Source organism: Microbacterium galbinum, from assembly GCF_023091225.1.
GTDB lineage: Bacteria > Actinomycetota > Actinomycetes > Actinomycetales > Microbacteriaceae > Microbacterium > Microbacterium galbinum.
Genome location: NZ_JAHWXM010000001.1, coordinates 2,104,495 through 2,120,392, shown reverse-complemented (window position 1 = coordinate 2,120,392; position 15,898 = coordinate 2,104,495). Strand labels below are relative to the sequence as shown.

The 15,898-nt window shown below is 69.1% G+C and carries 14 protein-coding genes; 10 read left to right on the top strand and 4 right to left on the bottom strand.

Annotated features, from left to right (window positions below; all coding sequences use genetic code 11):
- Positions 1-34: 34 nt before the first annotated feature.
- Positions 35-1,246, bottom strand: a complete 1,212-nt coding sequence (locus KZC52_RS10140; protein WP_247623927.1) for an AAA family ATPase — start codon at positions 1,244-1,246, stop codon at positions 35-37.
- A 126-nt stretch (positions 1,247-1,372) separates the two neighbouring features.
- The gene (locus KZC52_RS10135) at positions 1,373-2,062 is read right to left on the bottom strand and encodes a Pr6Pr family membrane protein (RefSeq protein ID WP_247623926.1); all 690 of its coding nucleotides are present in this window, start codon (positions 2,060-2,062) and stop codon (positions 1,373-1,375) included.
- Positions 2,063-2,189: 127 nt separating this feature from the next.
- Between KZC52_RS10135 and KZC52_RS10130 the strand changes: the two genes are divergently transcribed.
- Both KZC52_RS10130 and KZC52_RS10125 read left to right on the top strand, forming a co-directional pair.
- The gene (locus KZC52_RS10130) at positions 2,190-4,343 is read left to right on the top strand and encodes an adenylate/guanylate cyclase domain-containing protein (RefSeq protein ID WP_247623925.1); all 2,154 of its coding nucleotides are present in this window, start codon (positions 2,190-2,192) and stop codon (positions 4,341-4,343) included.
- Between the two features lies 1 nt (position 4,344).
- Complete coding sequence (locus tag KZC52_RS10125; protein ID WP_247623924.1) at positions 4,345-5,772, top strand: mechanosensitive ion channel domain-containing protein; 1,428 nt, start codon at positions 4,345-4,347, stop codon at positions 5,770-5,772.
- 35 nt (positions 5,773-5,807) lie between these two features.
- Here the strand turns inward: KZC52_RS10125 and KZC52_RS10120 are convergent, their stop codons facing one another.
- Together KZC52_RS10120 and KZC52_RS10115 are read right to left on the bottom strand one after the other, a co-directional pair.
- Complete coding sequence (locus KZC52_RS10120; protein ID WP_247623923.1) at positions 5,808-6,497, bottom strand: Pr6Pr family membrane protein; 690 nt, start codon at positions 6,495-6,497, stop codon at positions 5,808-5,810.
- A gap of 209 nt (positions 6,498-6,706) precedes the next feature.
- The gene (locus KZC52_RS10115) at positions 6,707-7,636 is read right to left on the bottom strand and encodes a DMT family transporter (RefSeq protein WP_247623922.1); all 930 of its coding nucleotides are present in this window, start codon (positions 7,634-7,636) and stop codon (positions 6,707-6,709) included.
- A 175-nt stretch (positions 7,637-7,811) separates the two neighbouring features.
- On the opposite strand from KZC52_RS10115, the gene KZC52_RS10110 reads away from it, so the two are divergent.
- The 8 genes from KZC52_RS10110 (at position 7,812) to KZC52_RS10075 (ending at position 15,878) form a co-directional block, all read left to right on the top strand.
- Entirely contained in the window at positions 7,812-9,098 is a 1,287-nt protein-coding gene (locus KZC52_RS10110; RefSeq protein WP_247623921.1) for an adenylosuccinate synthase, read from the top strand.
- Positions 9,099-9,102: 4 nt separating this feature from the next.
- On the top strand, positions 9,103-10,206 hold the full coding sequence (locus KZC52_RS10105; protein ID WP_247623920.1) for a lactonase family protein: 1,104 nt from the start codon (positions 9,103-9,105) through the stop codon (positions 10,204-10,206).
- 324 nt (positions 10,207-10,530) lie between these two features.
- The gene (locus tag KZC52_RS10100) at positions 10,531-11,964 is read left to right on the top strand and encodes a dihydrolipoyl dehydrogenase family protein (RefSeq protein ID WP_247623919.1); all 1,434 of its coding nucleotides are present in this window, start codon (positions 10,531-10,533) and stop codon (positions 11,962-11,964) included.
- A 190-nt stretch (positions 11,965-12,154) separates the two neighbouring features.
- Positions 12,155-12,457: a DUF427 domain-containing protein gene (locus KZC52_RS10095; protein WP_247623918.1), complete on the top strand. Its 303-nt coding sequence runs from the start codon at positions 12,155-12,157 to the stop codon at positions 12,455-12,457.
- Between the two features lie 93 nt (positions 12,458-12,550).
- Complete coding sequence (locus KZC52_RS10090) at positions 12,551-13,438, top strand: ABC transporter ATP-binding protein (RefSeq protein WP_247623917.1); 888 nt, start codon at positions 12,551-12,553, stop codon at positions 13,436-13,438.
- Positions 13,435-14,115, top strand: coding sequence for an ABC transporter permease (locus tag KZC52_RS10085; RefSeq protein WP_247623916.1), 681 nt, complete (start codon positions 13,435-13,437; stop codon positions 14,113-14,115). The genes KZC52_RS10090 and KZC52_RS10085 overlap by 4 nt, the downstream gene beginning before the upstream one ends.
- Positions 14,112-14,885 carry an ABC transporter permease gene (locus KZC52_RS10080; protein ID WP_247623915.1) on the top strand — a complete coding sequence of 258 codons (774 nt, stop codon included), beginning with the start codon at positions 14,112-14,114 and terminating at the stop codon, positions 14,883-14,885. The genes KZC52_RS10085 and KZC52_RS10080 overlap by 4 nt, the downstream gene beginning before the upstream one ends.
- 72 nt (positions 14,886-14,957) lie before the next feature.
- Positions 14,958-15,878 (top strand): ABC transporter substrate-binding protein, encoded by a 921-nt coding sequence (locus KZC52_RS10075; protein ID WP_247623914.1) that lies wholly within the window; start codon positions 14,958-14,960, stop codon positions 15,876-15,878.
- Positions 15,879-15,898: the final 20 nt, after the last annotated feature.

The window sequence follows — 15,898 nt, the reverse complement described above, 5'->3', positions numbered from 1 at the left end:
GTGCGGGGCGACGGTTCCGGGCTCGGCGACCGGGTCAGGGAGTGGGGACGGCGGCGAAGATCTGGTCGATGATCTCCTCGCTGCGGATGCCCTCGGCGTCGGCCTCGAACGTCAGCAGCACGCGGTGGCGCAGCACGAGGTGGCGCAGCTCGCGGATGTCTTCGGGCAGCACGTGCGAGCGACCCTTGAGCAGGGCGAGGGCGCGCGACGCCTGCAGGAACGCGATGCTCGCGCGGGGGCTCGCGCCGTACTTGATGAACCGGGCGCGGTCGTCGCCGATGTACGGTGCGGGGTTACGCGTGACGTACGCGATCGACACGATGTAGTTGCGGATCGCGGGGTCGACGTAGATGCGGCTGGCCACGTCCTGCAGCATGTGGACGTCGTCGAGCGAGATCGCGCTCGAGACGTGCCGGTCGGGGTCGAGCACACCGGAGTCGATGCGGCCGAGGATCTCGAACTCCTCGGCGGGGCTCGGGTACTCGACGATCTCCTTGAGCAGGAAGCGGTCCATCTGCGCCTCGGGCAGCTCGTAGGTGCCCTCCTGCTCGATCGGGTTCTGCGTCGCGATCACGAGGAAGGGCTTCGGCAGGTGGTGCACCTCACCGCCGATCGTGGTCTGGTGCTCCTGCATCGCCTCGAGCATGGCGCTCTGGGTCTTGGCGCTCGATCGGTTGATCTCGTCGAGCAGCACGAAGTTGGCGTGCACGGGGCCGAGCACGGTGCGGAACGAGCCGGTCGCCGCGTCGTAGATCTGGTTGCCCGTGATGTCGCTCGGCAGCAGGTCGGGCGTGCACTGGATGCGCTTGAACTGCGCCTTGACCGTGTCGGCGAGGGTGCTCGCGGCGGTCGTCTTGGCGAGGCCGGGCACGCTCTCGAGCAGGATGTGGCCGCCGGCGATGAGTGAGATGAGCAGGCTCATGCGCAGGCGCTCCTGGCCCACCATCTTCGCGGAGTAGGCGTCGGAGACGACCTTCAGCACGTCGCTCGCCCGCGAGATCTCCGCGTCGGACGGGGCCGTCCTGGGCGCGGCATCCGCTTTCGGAGCCGGGGCGGATGACGGGGCCTGTGCAGCTGCGGCGGGAGCGGATGCCGGGAACGTCGGGGGCGTCGCCGCCGCGGCGGGAGGAGGCGGCGTCGGCGCGTCGCGCTGTTCGCTGCGAAGCGCGGGTGCCGGCGCGGGAGGCGCGGGCGGGGGCGGAGGGGCCGTATTCGTCGACGGGTCCGGCGCGTAGGGCTCGTTCATCTGCAGTCTCCTCGATCACGCGGGGAAACATCGCGTCCTTCCCCCGCACCAGGGTAACCGCATCCACCGACGCGCCGGCTCGGAGCCGATGGGGAGGAGTCCCCATCGGCCGAGCGCCCCGTCGGATCAGGGAACGCGGATGCCTCGGCGACGACCCACCCAGACCACACCGGCGGCGACGGCGATGATGCCGATCGCGATCCCGATGATGTAGACGACGACCGAGCCCCATCCGCCGGGGCCGTGCGGGTCGAGGAACGGATAGGGGTACCACCACGGGTTCCCGGTGATCGGGCCCGTGATGAAGTTCGCGCGCACCATCGTGTAGACGGTCCATACCAGCGGGAAGATCACGGCGATGAGGGCCGCGCTCCACGGCAGTGCGCGCCGACGGGGCGCGAAGAGCACATCGAGGAGCATGACGAGCGGCACGATCACGTGCAGCGTCTCGTTGGTCCACACCTCCGAGACCCCGTCGAGGTTGATGTACCGGAGGAGCAGGTTGTAGACGATGCCCGTGACGATCATGTAGGTGCTGGTGCAGACGAGCAGCGTGGCCAACCAGCGGGGTTCGGGGGTGTCGTCGCGGCGCGTGCGGATCATCCAGATCGCGGCGATCGTCAGGGAGACCACGGCGCCGATGTTCGACAGCACGGTGAAGAAGCTGAAGAAGTTCGCCACGACGGTCGGCACGTGCGAACCCCACTCGGTGGTCGACGAATGCGCGTTCGTGATCGACACCGTGATCTGCCGCACGAGCGCCGCCGCTCCGAGAAGGGCTGCGGCGATCCGCAGGTAGGGCCACCAAGTCGTCATCATGCCTCCGCCGCCAATGTATCGGTAGAAGACCGATGACATCAGGCGAAAAAACCATTTGCATGGAGTTGGTATATCGATAACCTCCGAGTGGGGACGCGCTCACGGATGACGACGGAGGACGCGGATGAGCGAGCAGGGCACGGTCGGGGAGAAGACGGAACGGCGACTGCGGCGCCTGCGCCCCGGGCTCAGCATCCAGTCGAAACTGCTCATCATGCTCCTGGCGGTGAGCCTCGTCTCGTCGGTCATCGTCGGTGCCGTGGGGTTCATCAACGGACGCCAGTCGCTGCACGACGCGGCGGTCGATCAGCTCATCACCATCCGCTCGATGCGCGCGGCCGAGGTCACCGACGCGATCGAGGCCGTCAAGAAGGATGCCTCGCTGCAGTCGCGCAACCTCAGTGCGCAGACGCTCTCGACCACCGTGAACGCGGGGTACGAGGAGCTGGAGCAGCGCGAGGTCACCGCCGACGAGCGCGCGCAGCTCGAGTCCTACTACTCCGACACCTTCATTCCCGCGCTGGAGGGGCGTGCCGGCGAGCAGTACGGTGACAGCGCCTTCATCCCCGAGTCGAACGCCGGGCAGTTCCTGCAGACGCGCTTCACCACGCAGAACCTCGACTTCGACGCCGATTACGACACCCTGCTCAACGACAATGATGCCGAGGACGGATCGTCCTACTCCGCAGCGACCGAGCGCTACGGTGACTACCTCGGACGGCTCATAGAGCAGGCCGACTACGAGGACGCGCTCCTGCTCAACCTCGACGGCGACATCGTCTTCTCGGCGTACAAGGGCGTCGAGCTCGGCAGCAACCTGAACACGGGTCCGTACCGTGACACGATGCTCGCTCAGGCATACGCGGATGCCATCGCCACGAACTCCGTCAGCACCGTCGTGCTCACCGACTTCGAACGCTGGATCCCCTCGCTGAACGTGCCGACGATGTGGGTGGTCTCGCCCATCGGCAACGACAGCCGCATCACCGGCGCCCTCGCCCTGCAGGTGTCGTTGGAGACGATCAACGACCTGACGACGGGGTCGGAGGGCTGGAAGGAGCAGGGTCTCGGCGACACGGGCGAGGTGTACCTCGTGGGTCTCGACGACCTCATGCGCAGCGACTCGCGGCGCCTCATCGAAGACCCCGAGAACTACGAGCAGCTCGCGATCGACGGCGGCACCCCACCGAGCGTTGCGAAGCGCATCGTCGAGGTGCAGGGAACGGTGCTCCTCCAGCCGATCAACACGCGGGCGGTGGCGGAGGCGCAGGCGGGCAGGACCGGCACCACGACGGGCCCCGGGTACCTCGGCATCGACAGCGTCACCGCGTACGCCCCGCTGGAGGTCGATGGACTCGACTGGGTCATCATCGCCCGGATCGACTCGTCGGAGGCGTTCGCCCCCGTGGCCGACTTCACCCGCATCGTGCTGCTGTCGCTCCTCGGCATCCTGCTCGGCGTCTCGCTGCTGTCGCTGTTGCTCGCCCAGGTCTTCACCCGACCCATCCACCGCCTCGTCGGCGCGGTGCACCGGGTCGCCGAGGGCGATCTCGACGTGCAGGTGCCGCAGGGCGCGCGCGACGAGTTCGGCGACCTGGGCAGTGCGTTCAACGACATGGCGTCGAGCCTGCGCATCAAACAGGAGCTCATCGATGAGCAGCAGGCCGAGAACGAGAAGCTGCTGCTCACGCTCATGCCCGAGAGCGTCGCCGCGAAGTACAAACAGGGCGACGAGACGATCTCGGAGGCGCACGAGAACGTGTCGGTCGTGTTCGCCGAGCTCGTCGGCTTCGACGACTACGCGCGCGGGCTCTCGGCCGAGCAGGAGATCGGCCACCTCAACACCCTCATGCGCGGTTTCGACGAGGCCGCCGAGAAGGCCGGGGTCGAGAAGGTGCGCACCCTGCGCGGCGGGTACCTCGCCTCGTCGGGATTGATCGTGCCGCGCGTCGACAACGTGCGCCGCAGCGTCGAGTTCGCGAAGAACCTGCTCGGGGTGATCGAGCGCTTCAACGCGCAGAACGGGTCGTCGATCGGCCTGCGCGCTGGTGTCGATACCGGCACGGTCACGAGCGGGCTCGTCGCCCGCACGAGCCTCGCCTACGACCTGTGGGGAGATGCCGTGAACCTCGCCTACCGGGTGCGATCGGTCACGGGCGAACCGGGCGTCTACGTGAGCCAGACCGTCTACGACCGCACCCGCGAGATCTTCTCGTTCACCGAAGCGGGCACCGTCGAGGCCCGCGGCACGACCGAGACGGTCTGGAAGGTGGCCTGACATGTTCGAGGACGCGTTCCGCGACGGCTGGGGATGGTGGGTCATCGCGCTCGCCGTGGGCGTGCCGGTGCTGCTGGTCGTCCTCACCGAGCTGATCAACGGGCTCCGTCGTCGCAACAATGCACTCGCCGGGCCGCTGCGACTGCTGCGCAACGGCGTGATCCCGGTCGGTGCGCTGTTCGCCCTGTTGGCGTTCGCGATCCAGTCGCCCGCCGAGCAGGTGTGGACCCGTGTGGTCGCCACCGTGTTCGGGTTCCTGGTGATCCTGTTGCTGCTGTCGTCGTTCAACGTGGCGTTGTTCGCGCACGCCGCCGAGGACTCGTGGCGCAAGCGCATCCCGACGATCTTCGTCGAGATCGCCCGGCTGGTGCTCGTCGCGCTGGGCCTCGCCCTGCTGTTCTCGTGGGTATGGGATGCCGACGTGGGCGGTCTCTTCACGGCCCTGGGGGTCGGGTCGATCGTGATCGGCCTCGCGCTGCAGAACGCGGTGGGAGGTGTGATCTCGGGCTTGCTCCTGCTGTTCGAGCAGCCGTTCAAGATCGGGGACTTCCTCGATGCGGCGGGTGTTCGCGGGCGGGTCGTCGAGGTGAACTGGCGCGCGGTGCACATCGACACCGGCTCCGGCATCCAGATCGTGCCGAACTCCAGCCTCTCCGGTGCGTCGTTCACCAACCTCAGCGAGCCCGACGGGCCCTACTCCGCGTCGACCTCGGTGAAGTTCTCGACCGACGATCCGCCGCACGAGGTGATGGCGCTGCTCGTCGAGGTCGCCGACGCCCTGCCGATGAAGGTCGCGCGGGAACGGGCATCCGTCAGCTACTCCGGCGCCGGGGCATACGGCGTCGCGATCCCGGTGGCGGGGCCGTCGGATGCTTCGCGCGCCCTGTCGACGTACCTCTCCTGGCTCTGGTACGCCGCGCGCCGCCACGGCTTCGCGCTCGACGGCGACGCCACCGATCCGATCGCCGAGCCCGGGCGTCTCGCCGAGGCCCTGCGGTCGATCGCGTCGACACTGCACCTGCGCGACGACGACCTCGAGGCACTGCTCACGGCCTCGTCGCTCGAGCGCTACGGGGTCGGCGAGATCGTGCTGCCGAGCGGCGTCGTGCCCGACGAGGTGCGGGTCGTGGTGTCGGGCCGGGCGATCCTGTCGCTCGAGGTCGACGGCGGGCGGGTGGAGTTCGCGGCGGCCGAGAAGGGCGACATCATCGGTCAGACAGCCCTCACCCGCGAACGCACGCAGGCGGTCACCGTCGCCGGCGAGATCCTCACGGTCGTGGTGCTGCCGCTCGCGACGGTCGACGAGCTGATCCGCACGCGCCCGCGTCTGGCGGCGGAGATCGGCGAATCGCTCGAGCTCAAGCGCACGCTCGCCGCCGACCGGTTGGCGGCGCTGAGTCTGTCGCGGGGGTCGATCGGGTCGCGGTGAGGCGGAACAGGTCGCGGTGAGGCGAACGGCGCGACCTAGTGACGCTTTCGCGCGCCGCGGAGGCGCCCGATCCCGACGACGATGAGCGAGATGACGACGATCGCGGCCGCGATGGCGGCGACGTACAGGCCCACCGAGGCCCAGCTCGAGGTGTTCGGGTCGAGGAACGGGTACGGGTACCAGTAGGGCGTGGCGGTGAACGGGTCGGTGATGAACGGCCCGCGAACCAGTGTGTAGCCGCCCCACGCGATCGGGAAGACCACGGCGAGGAGCGCGGTGCCCCAACCGAGTGCGCGGCGGCGCGGTGCGAAGAGAACGTCGAGCAGCATCACGATCGGGAGCACGACGTGCAGCGTCTCGCTCGTCCACGCCTCGGTCGCGCTGTGCGAGGGGATGTCGCGGAGCAGCAGGTTGTAGACGATGCCGGTCGTGATCATGTAGGTGCTCGCGTAGGCGAGCAGCACGGCGAGCCAGCGGGGTTCCGTGTCGTCGCTGCGGCGGGTGCGCAGCATCCACCCCGCGGCGATCAGCAGGACGATGGCCGCGATGAGACCGGAGAGCGTGGTGAAGAAACTGAAGAAGTTCGAGACCGCGGTGGGGATGTCGCGTCCCCATTCGGTCGTCGCCGCCTGGGCGGTCGCGATCTCGCGTGTGAGCTGCCGCGCGAGTGCCGCGAGCGCGAGTAGGGCGGCGACGATCCGCACGAAGGGCCACACAGTTTTCATCGTTCCTCCGACGTTCCGTGCTCGACACTCTGGCGGTCGAACCGTCGGACACCGTAGCCGTGAAATGGACGAACTCCGGCATCTCCGGGCGGTTTCCCACTCTGGACGCGGGCTTGTCGGAATATCGCTAAGTGGGGCGCCGAATTCGGGCGGATTCGGCCGGATTCGGCCGGATTCGCTATGGCGATCGGTATATCGATACGCCTGAGTCAGCCCCGCCGCCCCCACCGCAACCGCGTCACGAGCACACCCAGCAGGCAGAGCGCGCCGCCGAGGAACATCAGCGGGGTCGGCACTTCGCCGAGGATCGCCCACGACATCAGGATCGCGACCGCGGGCACGACGTAGGTCGTGGCGGAGGTCTGCCCCGCGGTGCTGCGCTGCAGCACGTAGGCCCAGGTCGTGAAGGCGATCGCCGTGGGGAAGATGCCGAGGTAGACGACCCAGAGGGTCGAGCCGAGGGGAGCGCTCTGCATCGCACCGATCAGGCTGCCCGTCCACGGCAGCAGCGCGACGGTGCCGGCCATCGCGCCGAGCCAGGTGAGCGTGGTCGCATCGGACCCGGCGCTCAGCAGATGCTTCTGCAGCAGCGTGCACCCCGCGTACATGACCGCGGCGAGCAGGGCCAGCAGCAGCCCTGTGAGATCGGGGCCCTCACCCTCGGCCGCCTGCGAGTTCATGCCGATCAGCACGACGCCGAGGAACGCGATCGGCGCCCCGATGATCAGCGGCTTCGGGAACCCCTCGCGCAGGAAGAGTCCGCTGAACACCACGACCATCAGCGGTGCGAGGTTCACCACCATCGCCGCCGTGCCCGCGTCGAGCGTGCGCTCGGCGGCGTTGAGCGCCAGGTTGTAGACGCAGAACCACCCGACGCCCCACACCGCGACCAGCCACAAGTGCCGGCGAGCGGGCAGACGGATGCCGTGGCGCACCGCGATGATCGCGAGAACGAGACTGCCGACCGCCATGCGCAGCAGCGCGAGCGCACCCGGGTCGAAGTGCGGACCCGCCCCGCGGATGCCGATGAACGCCGACGCCCAGAGCACGACCGTCACGAGGGCGGCGATCAGCACGAGCGGTCCCTGCCGGGGCTTCGTGCCCGGCAGGTCGCCGGTGAGGGGAGCGGTCTTCGACATCCTCCGATGGTGACAGGGGCCTCCGACATCCGCGATGCGCGGGAGCGACAGCATCCGTCCATATCCCGCCAGGACCTCGCCGAAGGCGATGTCGGCCCCTTCGATAGGATGGGGGAGCCCGACAAGGGCCAGCTCATCAGCCGGTGCAAACCCGGCGAAAGCAAGGGGGACACCCATGCCAGGAATCGTTATCGTCGGCGTGCAGTGGGGCGACGAAGGAAAGGGCAAGGCCACCGATCTGCTCGGTGACCGCACCGACTGGGTCGTGAAGTTCAACGGCGGCAACAACGCCGGGCACACCGTCGTGGTGGGCAACGAGAAGTACGCCCTGCACCTGCTGCCCTCCGGCATCCTCTCCCCCGGCGTGACGCCGGTCATCGGCAACGGCGTCGTCGTCGACCTCGAGGTGCTCTTCCACGAGCTCGAGGCGCTCGGCGCCCGCGGCATCGACGTGTCGCGCCTGAAGGTGAGCGCCAACGCGCACATCATCACCCAGTACCACCGCACGCTCGACAAGGTCACCGAGCGCTTCCTCGGCAAGCGCATGATCGGTACCACCGGACGCGGCATCGGACCGGCCTACGCCGACAAGATCAACCGCGTCGGCATCCGCGTGCAAGATCTGTTCGACGAGAACATCCTGCGCCAGAAGGTCGAGGGTGCGCTCGACCAGAAGAACCACCTGTTGGTGAAGATCTTCAACCGCCGCGCCATCACGGTCGACGAGATCGTCGAAGACCTGCTCTCGTATGCCGAGCGGCTGCGCCCGCTGGTCGCCGACACCGGCTATCTGCTCGCCGAGGCGCTCGACCGCGGCGAGGTCGTCGTGTTCGAGGGCGGCCAGGCCACCATGCTCGACGTCGACCACGGCACCTACCCGTTCGTGACGTCGTCGTCGGCGACCGCGGGTGGCGCGGCCACCGGTTCGGGCGTCGGTCCCGGTGCGCTCGACCGCATCGTCGGCATCGTCAAGGCGTACACGACCCGCGTCGGATCGGGTCCGTTCCCGACCGAGCTCTTCGACGAGCAGGGCGAATGGCTGCGCTCGCGCGGCTTCGAGTTCGGCACCACCACCGGCCGTCCGCGCCGCGTCGGCTGGTACGACGCCCCGATCACCCGCTACGCCACGCGCGTCAACGGCATCACCGACCTCGTACTCACCAAGCTCGACATCCTCACCGGACTCGAGCAGATCCCCGTGTGCGTCGCCTACGACGTCGACGGCGAGCGCTTCGACGAGGTGCCGGTCAACCAGACCGACTTCCACCACGCGACGCCGATCCTCGAGTACTTCCCCGGCTGGAGCGAAGACATCTCGGTCGCCCGCACCTTCGACGACCTGCCCAAGAACGCGCAGGACTACGTGCTCGCGCTCGAGAAGATGAGCAACACGCGCATCTCGGTCATCGGCGTGGGCCCGGAGCGCGACCAGGTGGTCGTGCGCCACGACCTCGTCGACTGACCCCGTGACCCGTTTCTGGCTCGGGGGCTACGGCCCCGAGATGGACGGCTCCGCCGAGGGGATCGGATTCCTTGCCGGAGACGATGGCCGCGAAGCCATGACGCTCGGCTACCGCGACCTCGCGGCGACGGCATCCTCGCCGTCGTGGTTGGCGCAGCATCCGGCGCTCGACGTCGTCTATGCGGCGCTCGAGCACGAGGGCGCGGTGCAGGCCTTCGTGCGCTCGGGCGAGGGATCGCTCGCCCCGCTCGGCGGCCCGGTGCAGGCGGGTGACGCCGTGTGCCACTTGGCCGTCTCGCGCGACGGGGCGACGCTGATCGCCAGCTGCTACGGCGACGGTCGGGTCGTGCGATTCGGCCTCGCGACCGACGGGCGCATCGTGCCGGCGAAGGCGGATGCTGCGGCGGCGCTGCGCGCGGCACTGTTCGGCGAGGACGAAGACCCCGACGCGGTGCGCGAGGAGCCGGGCGTGGGTGCGGCGGCATCCGATCCCTACGGTCTGCCCGCTCGCGCTTCGCACGCCCACTCGGCGGTGTTCCTGCCGGACGGGCGTATCGTCACGACCGACCTCGGCTTCGACCTCGTGCGCTTCTGGCGGCTGTCGGGCACCGGGCTGCGCCTCGACCACGAGGTGATCCTGCCGCTCGGCGTCGGTCCGCGTCACATGGTGGTGCACCCGAGCGGGCATCTGCACATCGTCACGGAGTACTCGTGCGAGGTGTTCACCCTCGCCGAGACCCCGAGCGGGTCGTGGGCCGTCGTGTCGTCGACCCTGTCGAGTCCCATCGCCGAGGTCGGCGTCGACTTCCCCGCCGAGCTCGCCCGCACCCGCGACGGCGCCTTCCTGTACACGGCCCTGCGCGGCAGCAACACGATCGCGGCGCTGCGCGTGCTCGGCGGAGGTGAGCGCCTCGAATCCATCGCGCTCGCCGACTCCGGCGTCGACTGGCCGCGCCATCACCTGGTGTTCGAGGGCAAGCTCGTGGTCGCCGGGCAGCGGTCCGACTCGATCAGCCTGATCGACCTCGACGAGCGCACGGGCGCGCCCCTCGGCATCCGCCACCAGGCTCCCGCCGCGACGCCGACGCACATCCTGCCGGTGCGCTGACCCGGGCGCCGGGGCTTCGGTCCGGCTCGGCGTGTGTACCCAACTCAGGAAGAAGGCTCGGATCTCGCCGGATTCGGCTTGTTTCGGGCGGTTCTGGCCGGTTCTTCCTGAGTTGGGTACGCCCTCGGCCGGAGAAGCGGTGCACAACTCCGGAGAATCGGTCCCGATCTGGCGGGTTTCGTACCCCCAGCGCCGGCGCGGCCCGGTTTCTCAGGAGTTGTGAACCCCGCGCGGCGCATACCGTACCCGGCGCGTCGGGGAACAACCACCCCGTGACACGACGTTGCTGTTCAGCGAGACTGTTGCGCGGAGAGGTGCGAAGCGATGACTGCAGACAAGACGAACGAGTACGACCTGATCGTGCTGGGCGGAGGACCGGTCGGCGAGAACGTCGCGGACCGCGCGGTGCAGGGAGGTCTCACGGCGATCATCGTCGAGAGCGAGCTGGTCGGCGGGGAGTGCTCGTACTGGGCGTGCATGCCGTCGAAGGCGCTGTTGCGCTCGGCCCAGGCGCTGCGCGCGGCCCAGCACGTCGCCGGCGCGAAAGAGGCGGTGACCGGTGCTCTCGACGTGCGTGCGGTCTTCGCGCGCCGCGACTCCTTCACGAGCAACTGGTCGGACGACGGCCAGGTGAAGTGGCTCGAGTCGGCGCACATCGATCTGGCCCGCGGGCACGGGCGCCTGACGGGCGAGCGCGAGGTCACGGTGACCGATGCCGACGGCGGCACGCGCGTGCTGCATGCCCGCCACGCGGTCGCGATCAGCACGGGTTCGGATGCCGTCGTGCCGCCGATCCCCGGTTTGCGCGAGGCTTCTCCGTGGACGAGCCGCGAGGCCACGAGCGCCGAGGAGCTTCCGGACTCGCTGGCCGTGATCGGCGGCGGTGTGGTCGCGGTCGAGATGGCGACGGCCTACGCCGCGCTCGGATCGACGGTCACCCTCATCGCACGCAGCGACCTGCTGGGCGGCATGGAGCCGTTCGCGGGCGAGCGCGTCGCGGCGGGGCTGCGCGAGCTCGGCGTCGACGTGCGGCTGAACACGGGCACGTCGGCCGTGTGGCGCGATGACGCCGGCGTCACGATCACCCTCGACGACGACAGCGAGGTCACCGCGAGCGAGGTGCTCGTGGCGACGGGGCGTTCGCCGCGCAGCGGCGACATCGGCCTCGAGACGGCGGGCCTCGAGCCCGGCACGTGGATCGAGGTCGACGACACCCTGCGGGTGCCCGGTTCGGACTGGCTGTACGCGGTCGGCGACGTCAACGGCCGGGTGCTGCTCACGCACCAGGGCAAGTACCAGGCGCGCGCGGCGGGCGATGTGATCGCCGCCCGGGCGAAGGATGAGCCGGTGGATGCCGACGAGTGGGGTCGCCACGCCGCCACCGCAGACCACGCCGCGGTTCCGCAGGTGACCTTCTCGATCCCCGAGGTGGGGTCGGTCGGGCTCACCGAGAAGGCCGCACGCGATGCGGGCCACGAGGTGAAGGTCGTCGACTACGACCTGGGCTGGGTGGCCGGGGCGAGCCTCTACGAGGACGGGTTCGAGGGGCAGGCCCGGCTCGTCGTCGACACCGCGCGCGACGTCGTGCTCGGTGCGACGTTCGTCGGCCCGGAGGTCGCCGAACTGGTGCAGGCCGCGACGATCGCGGTCGTCGGCGAGGTGCCGATCAAGCGCCTGTGGCACGCCGTGCCCTCGTATCCGACGGTGAGCGAGGTCTGGCTGCGCCTGCTCGAGGGCTACGGGCGGGCCTCGGCGTGAGCCGCCGGGCCGGGGCGTCGACGGAGGCGCTGCGGCATCCGATCCGAATCGGCCGACGCTCCGAACAGGGAGTGACGGCGGATGCTTCGCTGTGCGCTTTATTTCTCACATTGACGGCCGTGCGCACAACCCCCGCCGCAATGTCGGCGACCTCTTATACGCTCTAACCCACATCCCAGGAGGCAGAACCATGAAGGCTGTACTCGCAGGAACCGTGATCGCCGAGGCCGACGAAGCCGACCTCTTCCGCATCGAGGGCAACTGGTACTTCCCGCCGGCGTCGATCACGCCGGGCGCGCTCGTCGAGAGCCCGACGCCGTACACGTGCCCCTGGAAGGGTGCGGCGCAGTACTTCTCCGTCGAGGTCGACGGAGAGCTGCACAAAGACCTCGCGTGGTCGTACCCGACGCCGTACCCGACCGCTTTCGAGCGCGTCGGCGGCGACTTCTCGGGCTACGTCGCGTTCGACCCGAGCGTCGAGGTCTCGACCTGACCGGCGACGGCATCCGCTCGTCGTCGTAGAACCCGCCGCACACATGCCCGCCATCGTCGCGCCCTGCATCGATCCCCCGACGGGAGACCACCCATGATCGAATTCCGCAACGTCACCAAGCAGTTCCCCGACGGCACCGTGGCCGTGAACGACTTCAGCCTGGTGCTGCCGTCGCGCAAGACGACGGTGTTCGTGGGCTCGTCGGGCTGCGGCAAGACGACGCTGCTGCGCATGATCAACCGCATGGTCGAGCCGACCTCGGGCGACGTCGAGATCGACGGCGAGAGCGTGCTCGGCGGCGACCCGGTGCAGCTGCGCCGTCGCATCGGCTACGTCATGCAGAACTCGGGACTGATGCCCCACTTCACGGTCATCGACAACGTCTCGACCGTGCTGCGTCTGAACGGCGTGAAGAAGTCCGAGGCGTACGCGCGCTCCCGTGAGCTGCTCGACACGGTCGGTCTCGACCAGAAGCTCGCCGAGCGCTACCCCAGCCAGCTCTCGGGCGGTCAGCAGCAGCGCGTGGGTGTGGCCCGCGGTCTCGCCGCCGACCCGAACATCCTGCTCATGGACGAACCGTTCGGCGCCGTCGACCCGATCGTGCGCGCCGATCTGCAGCAGGAGACCCTGCGGCTGCAGCACGAGCTCGACAAGACGGTCGTGTTCGTCACGCACGACATCGACGAGGCGTTCCTGCTCGGCGACCAGGTCGTCATCCTCGACAAGGGCGCGCGAGTGGTGCAGGTGGGCTCGCCGAGCGAGATCATCGAGAACCCGGCCGACGACTTCGTCGCCTCGTTCATCGGCGCGGACCGCGGGCGCCGCGCGCTGCACCTCAAGCAGACGCCGCAGGGCACCGTGGTCGTCGACTCCGAGGGGCGCACCCAGGGGGCGCTCGTCGCTGAGACCGAGCACGTCGACGGTCCGCTGGCGGGGCCGGATGCCGCTGCCCTCGGCGCCGTGCGGGGCGGTCAGCCGTGAACTGGGTCGTCAACAACTTCGGGCTGATCCTCGAGCTCACCGCGGTGCACCTGCGGCAGAGCATCGTGCCGATCGTGCTCGGGTTCGTCCTCTCGCTGCCCCTCGGCTGGGTGGCCTGGCGGTACCGACTCGTACGCGGCCCGATCATCGTTCTGACGGGTCTGCTGTACACGATCCCCTCGCTCGCGCTGCTGATCCTGCTGCCCGCCACGCTCGGCTACTCGGCGATCAGCGAGACGAACCTCGTGATCGCCCTGACGATCTATGCGATCGCGATCCTCGTGCGCGCCGTGTCCGACGGCCTCGACTCGGTCGACGACGATGTGCGCCAGGCGGCGACGGCCACCGGGTTCGCGCCCTTCCGCCGTTTCTGGGCGGTCGAGTTCCCGCTCGCCGGCCCCGTGATCCTCGCCGGACTCCGGGTGACCGCGGTCAGCACGATCTCGCTCGCCACCGTCGGCATCCTGATCGGCGTCACGAACCTCGGCTACCTCTTCACGAACGGCCTCGAACGGCGCATCATCGCCGAGGTCTTCGCCGGGGTGATCGCGGTCGTCGTCATCGCCCTCGTGATCGACCTGATCCTGCTGCTGATCGGCCGCGCGCTCATGCCGTGGACCCGGGCGGCCTCGAAGGCCACCGCGAGCCGCGCGATCGCCGTGGGGGCTCCCGCATGAACCTCTTCGTCGAAGCCTTCGCCTGGATCTTCGCCCCCGCCCAGTGGGCCGGCACCTACGCGCTGCCCAAGCTGCTCGGCGAGCACCTCGCTCTCACCGCGATCTCGGTACTGATCGCCGCGGCGATCGCGATCCCGATCGGGTGGCTGATCGGGCACACGGGCCGCGGACGCGAGGTGGCGGTCGCCGTCTCGGGCGCCGCGCGCGCCATCCCCTCGTTCGGACTCATGGTGCTGCTCGTGCTCCTGCTCGGAGTGCTCCGCATCCCCGAGGCCGCGATCATCACCTTCGTGCTCCTCGCGATCCCCTCGCTGCTCGCCGGTGCCTACACCGGCCTCGAAGCGATCGATCGGCGCACACTCGACGCCGCCAAGGCGATGGGCATGACCGGCTGGCAGGTGTTCTGGAAGGTCGAGGTGCCCCTCGGCCTGCCGCTGCTGGTCGGCGGCATCCGCTCGGCGCTCCTGCAGGTCATCGCGACCGTCACGATCGCCGCCTATGTGAACCTCGGCGGTCTCGGCTGGCCGATCATCCAGGGCATCCCGCTGCGCCGGTTCGACCAGGTGCTCGCGGGCGCGATCATCGTCGCGGTGCTCGCCCTGATCGTCGATCTGCTCCTCGCCACCGCGCAGCGCGCCGCCGTTCCCGCCGGGCTCCGCGGCGGTGGGCCGCGCGCCGACGGTAAGCGATCGAGCCGGACCGCGGCTTCCCGCACCGGCTCGGCCACGGCATCCGCCACCAGTTCCGAACCCGCACCCGCCACCGCCTGAGCACCGCCCGGCGTCATCCACCTGAATCCACAGCACTCGAAGTCCCAGCAGTTTCCAGAGAAGAGGAAATCCATGTTCACAGCACGAGGCAAGCGCTCCGTCCTCGCCGTCGGCCTTGTCGCCGCGGCCGCGCTCACCCTGTCGGCCTGCGGCGGAAGCAACCCGCTCGACGAGCCGTCCGACAGCGCCGGTTCCGGCAGCGGCGACACGATCGTCGTCGGCTCGCAGGCGTACTACTCGAACGAGATCATCGCCGAGATCTACGCCCAGGCCCTCTCGAACGCCGGTTTCGACGTCGAGACGCAGCTCAACATCGGTCAGCGCGACGCGTACATGCCCGAGGTCGAGTCCGGCGCGATCAACGTCTTCCCCGAGTACACGGGCAGCCTGCTCGAGTACCTGTCGAAGGACGGGGTCGACGTCACCAGCCCCGACGATGTCTACGCCGCCCTGCAGGACGCCCTGCCCGACAGCCTGACGGCTCTCGACTTCGCCGAGGCATCCGACCAGGACACCTACACGGTGCTCAAGAGCTTCGCCGACGAGTACGGCATCACCTCGATCGCCGACCTGTCGAAGGCTCCGTCGCCCGTCACCATCGGTGCGGCTCCCGAGTTCGAGCAGCGCCCGTACAGCCCGTCTGCGGCCAAGGATGTCTACGGCGTGGACCTGCAGTTCTCGGCCACCGGCCCGAGCACGCTCGAGTCGCTGCTCGCCGGCGAGATCCAGGTCGCCGACATCTACACCGCCGACCCGGCCTTCGAGACCGAAGACATCGTGGCCCTCGAAGACCCCGAGAACCTGATCATCTCGTCGAACGTCGTGCCGATCGTGTCGAGCGACATCGCCGACGAGGTCTCCGACGTGCTCAACGAGGTCAGCGCCAAGCTCACCGCCGAGGAGCTCGTGTCGCTGAACGTGCTCAGCACGGTCGACCAGCAGTCGTCGAAGGACATCGCCAAGAAGTGGCTCGAGGACCAGGGTCTGATCTGACCTCCTGACCGCATCACGAG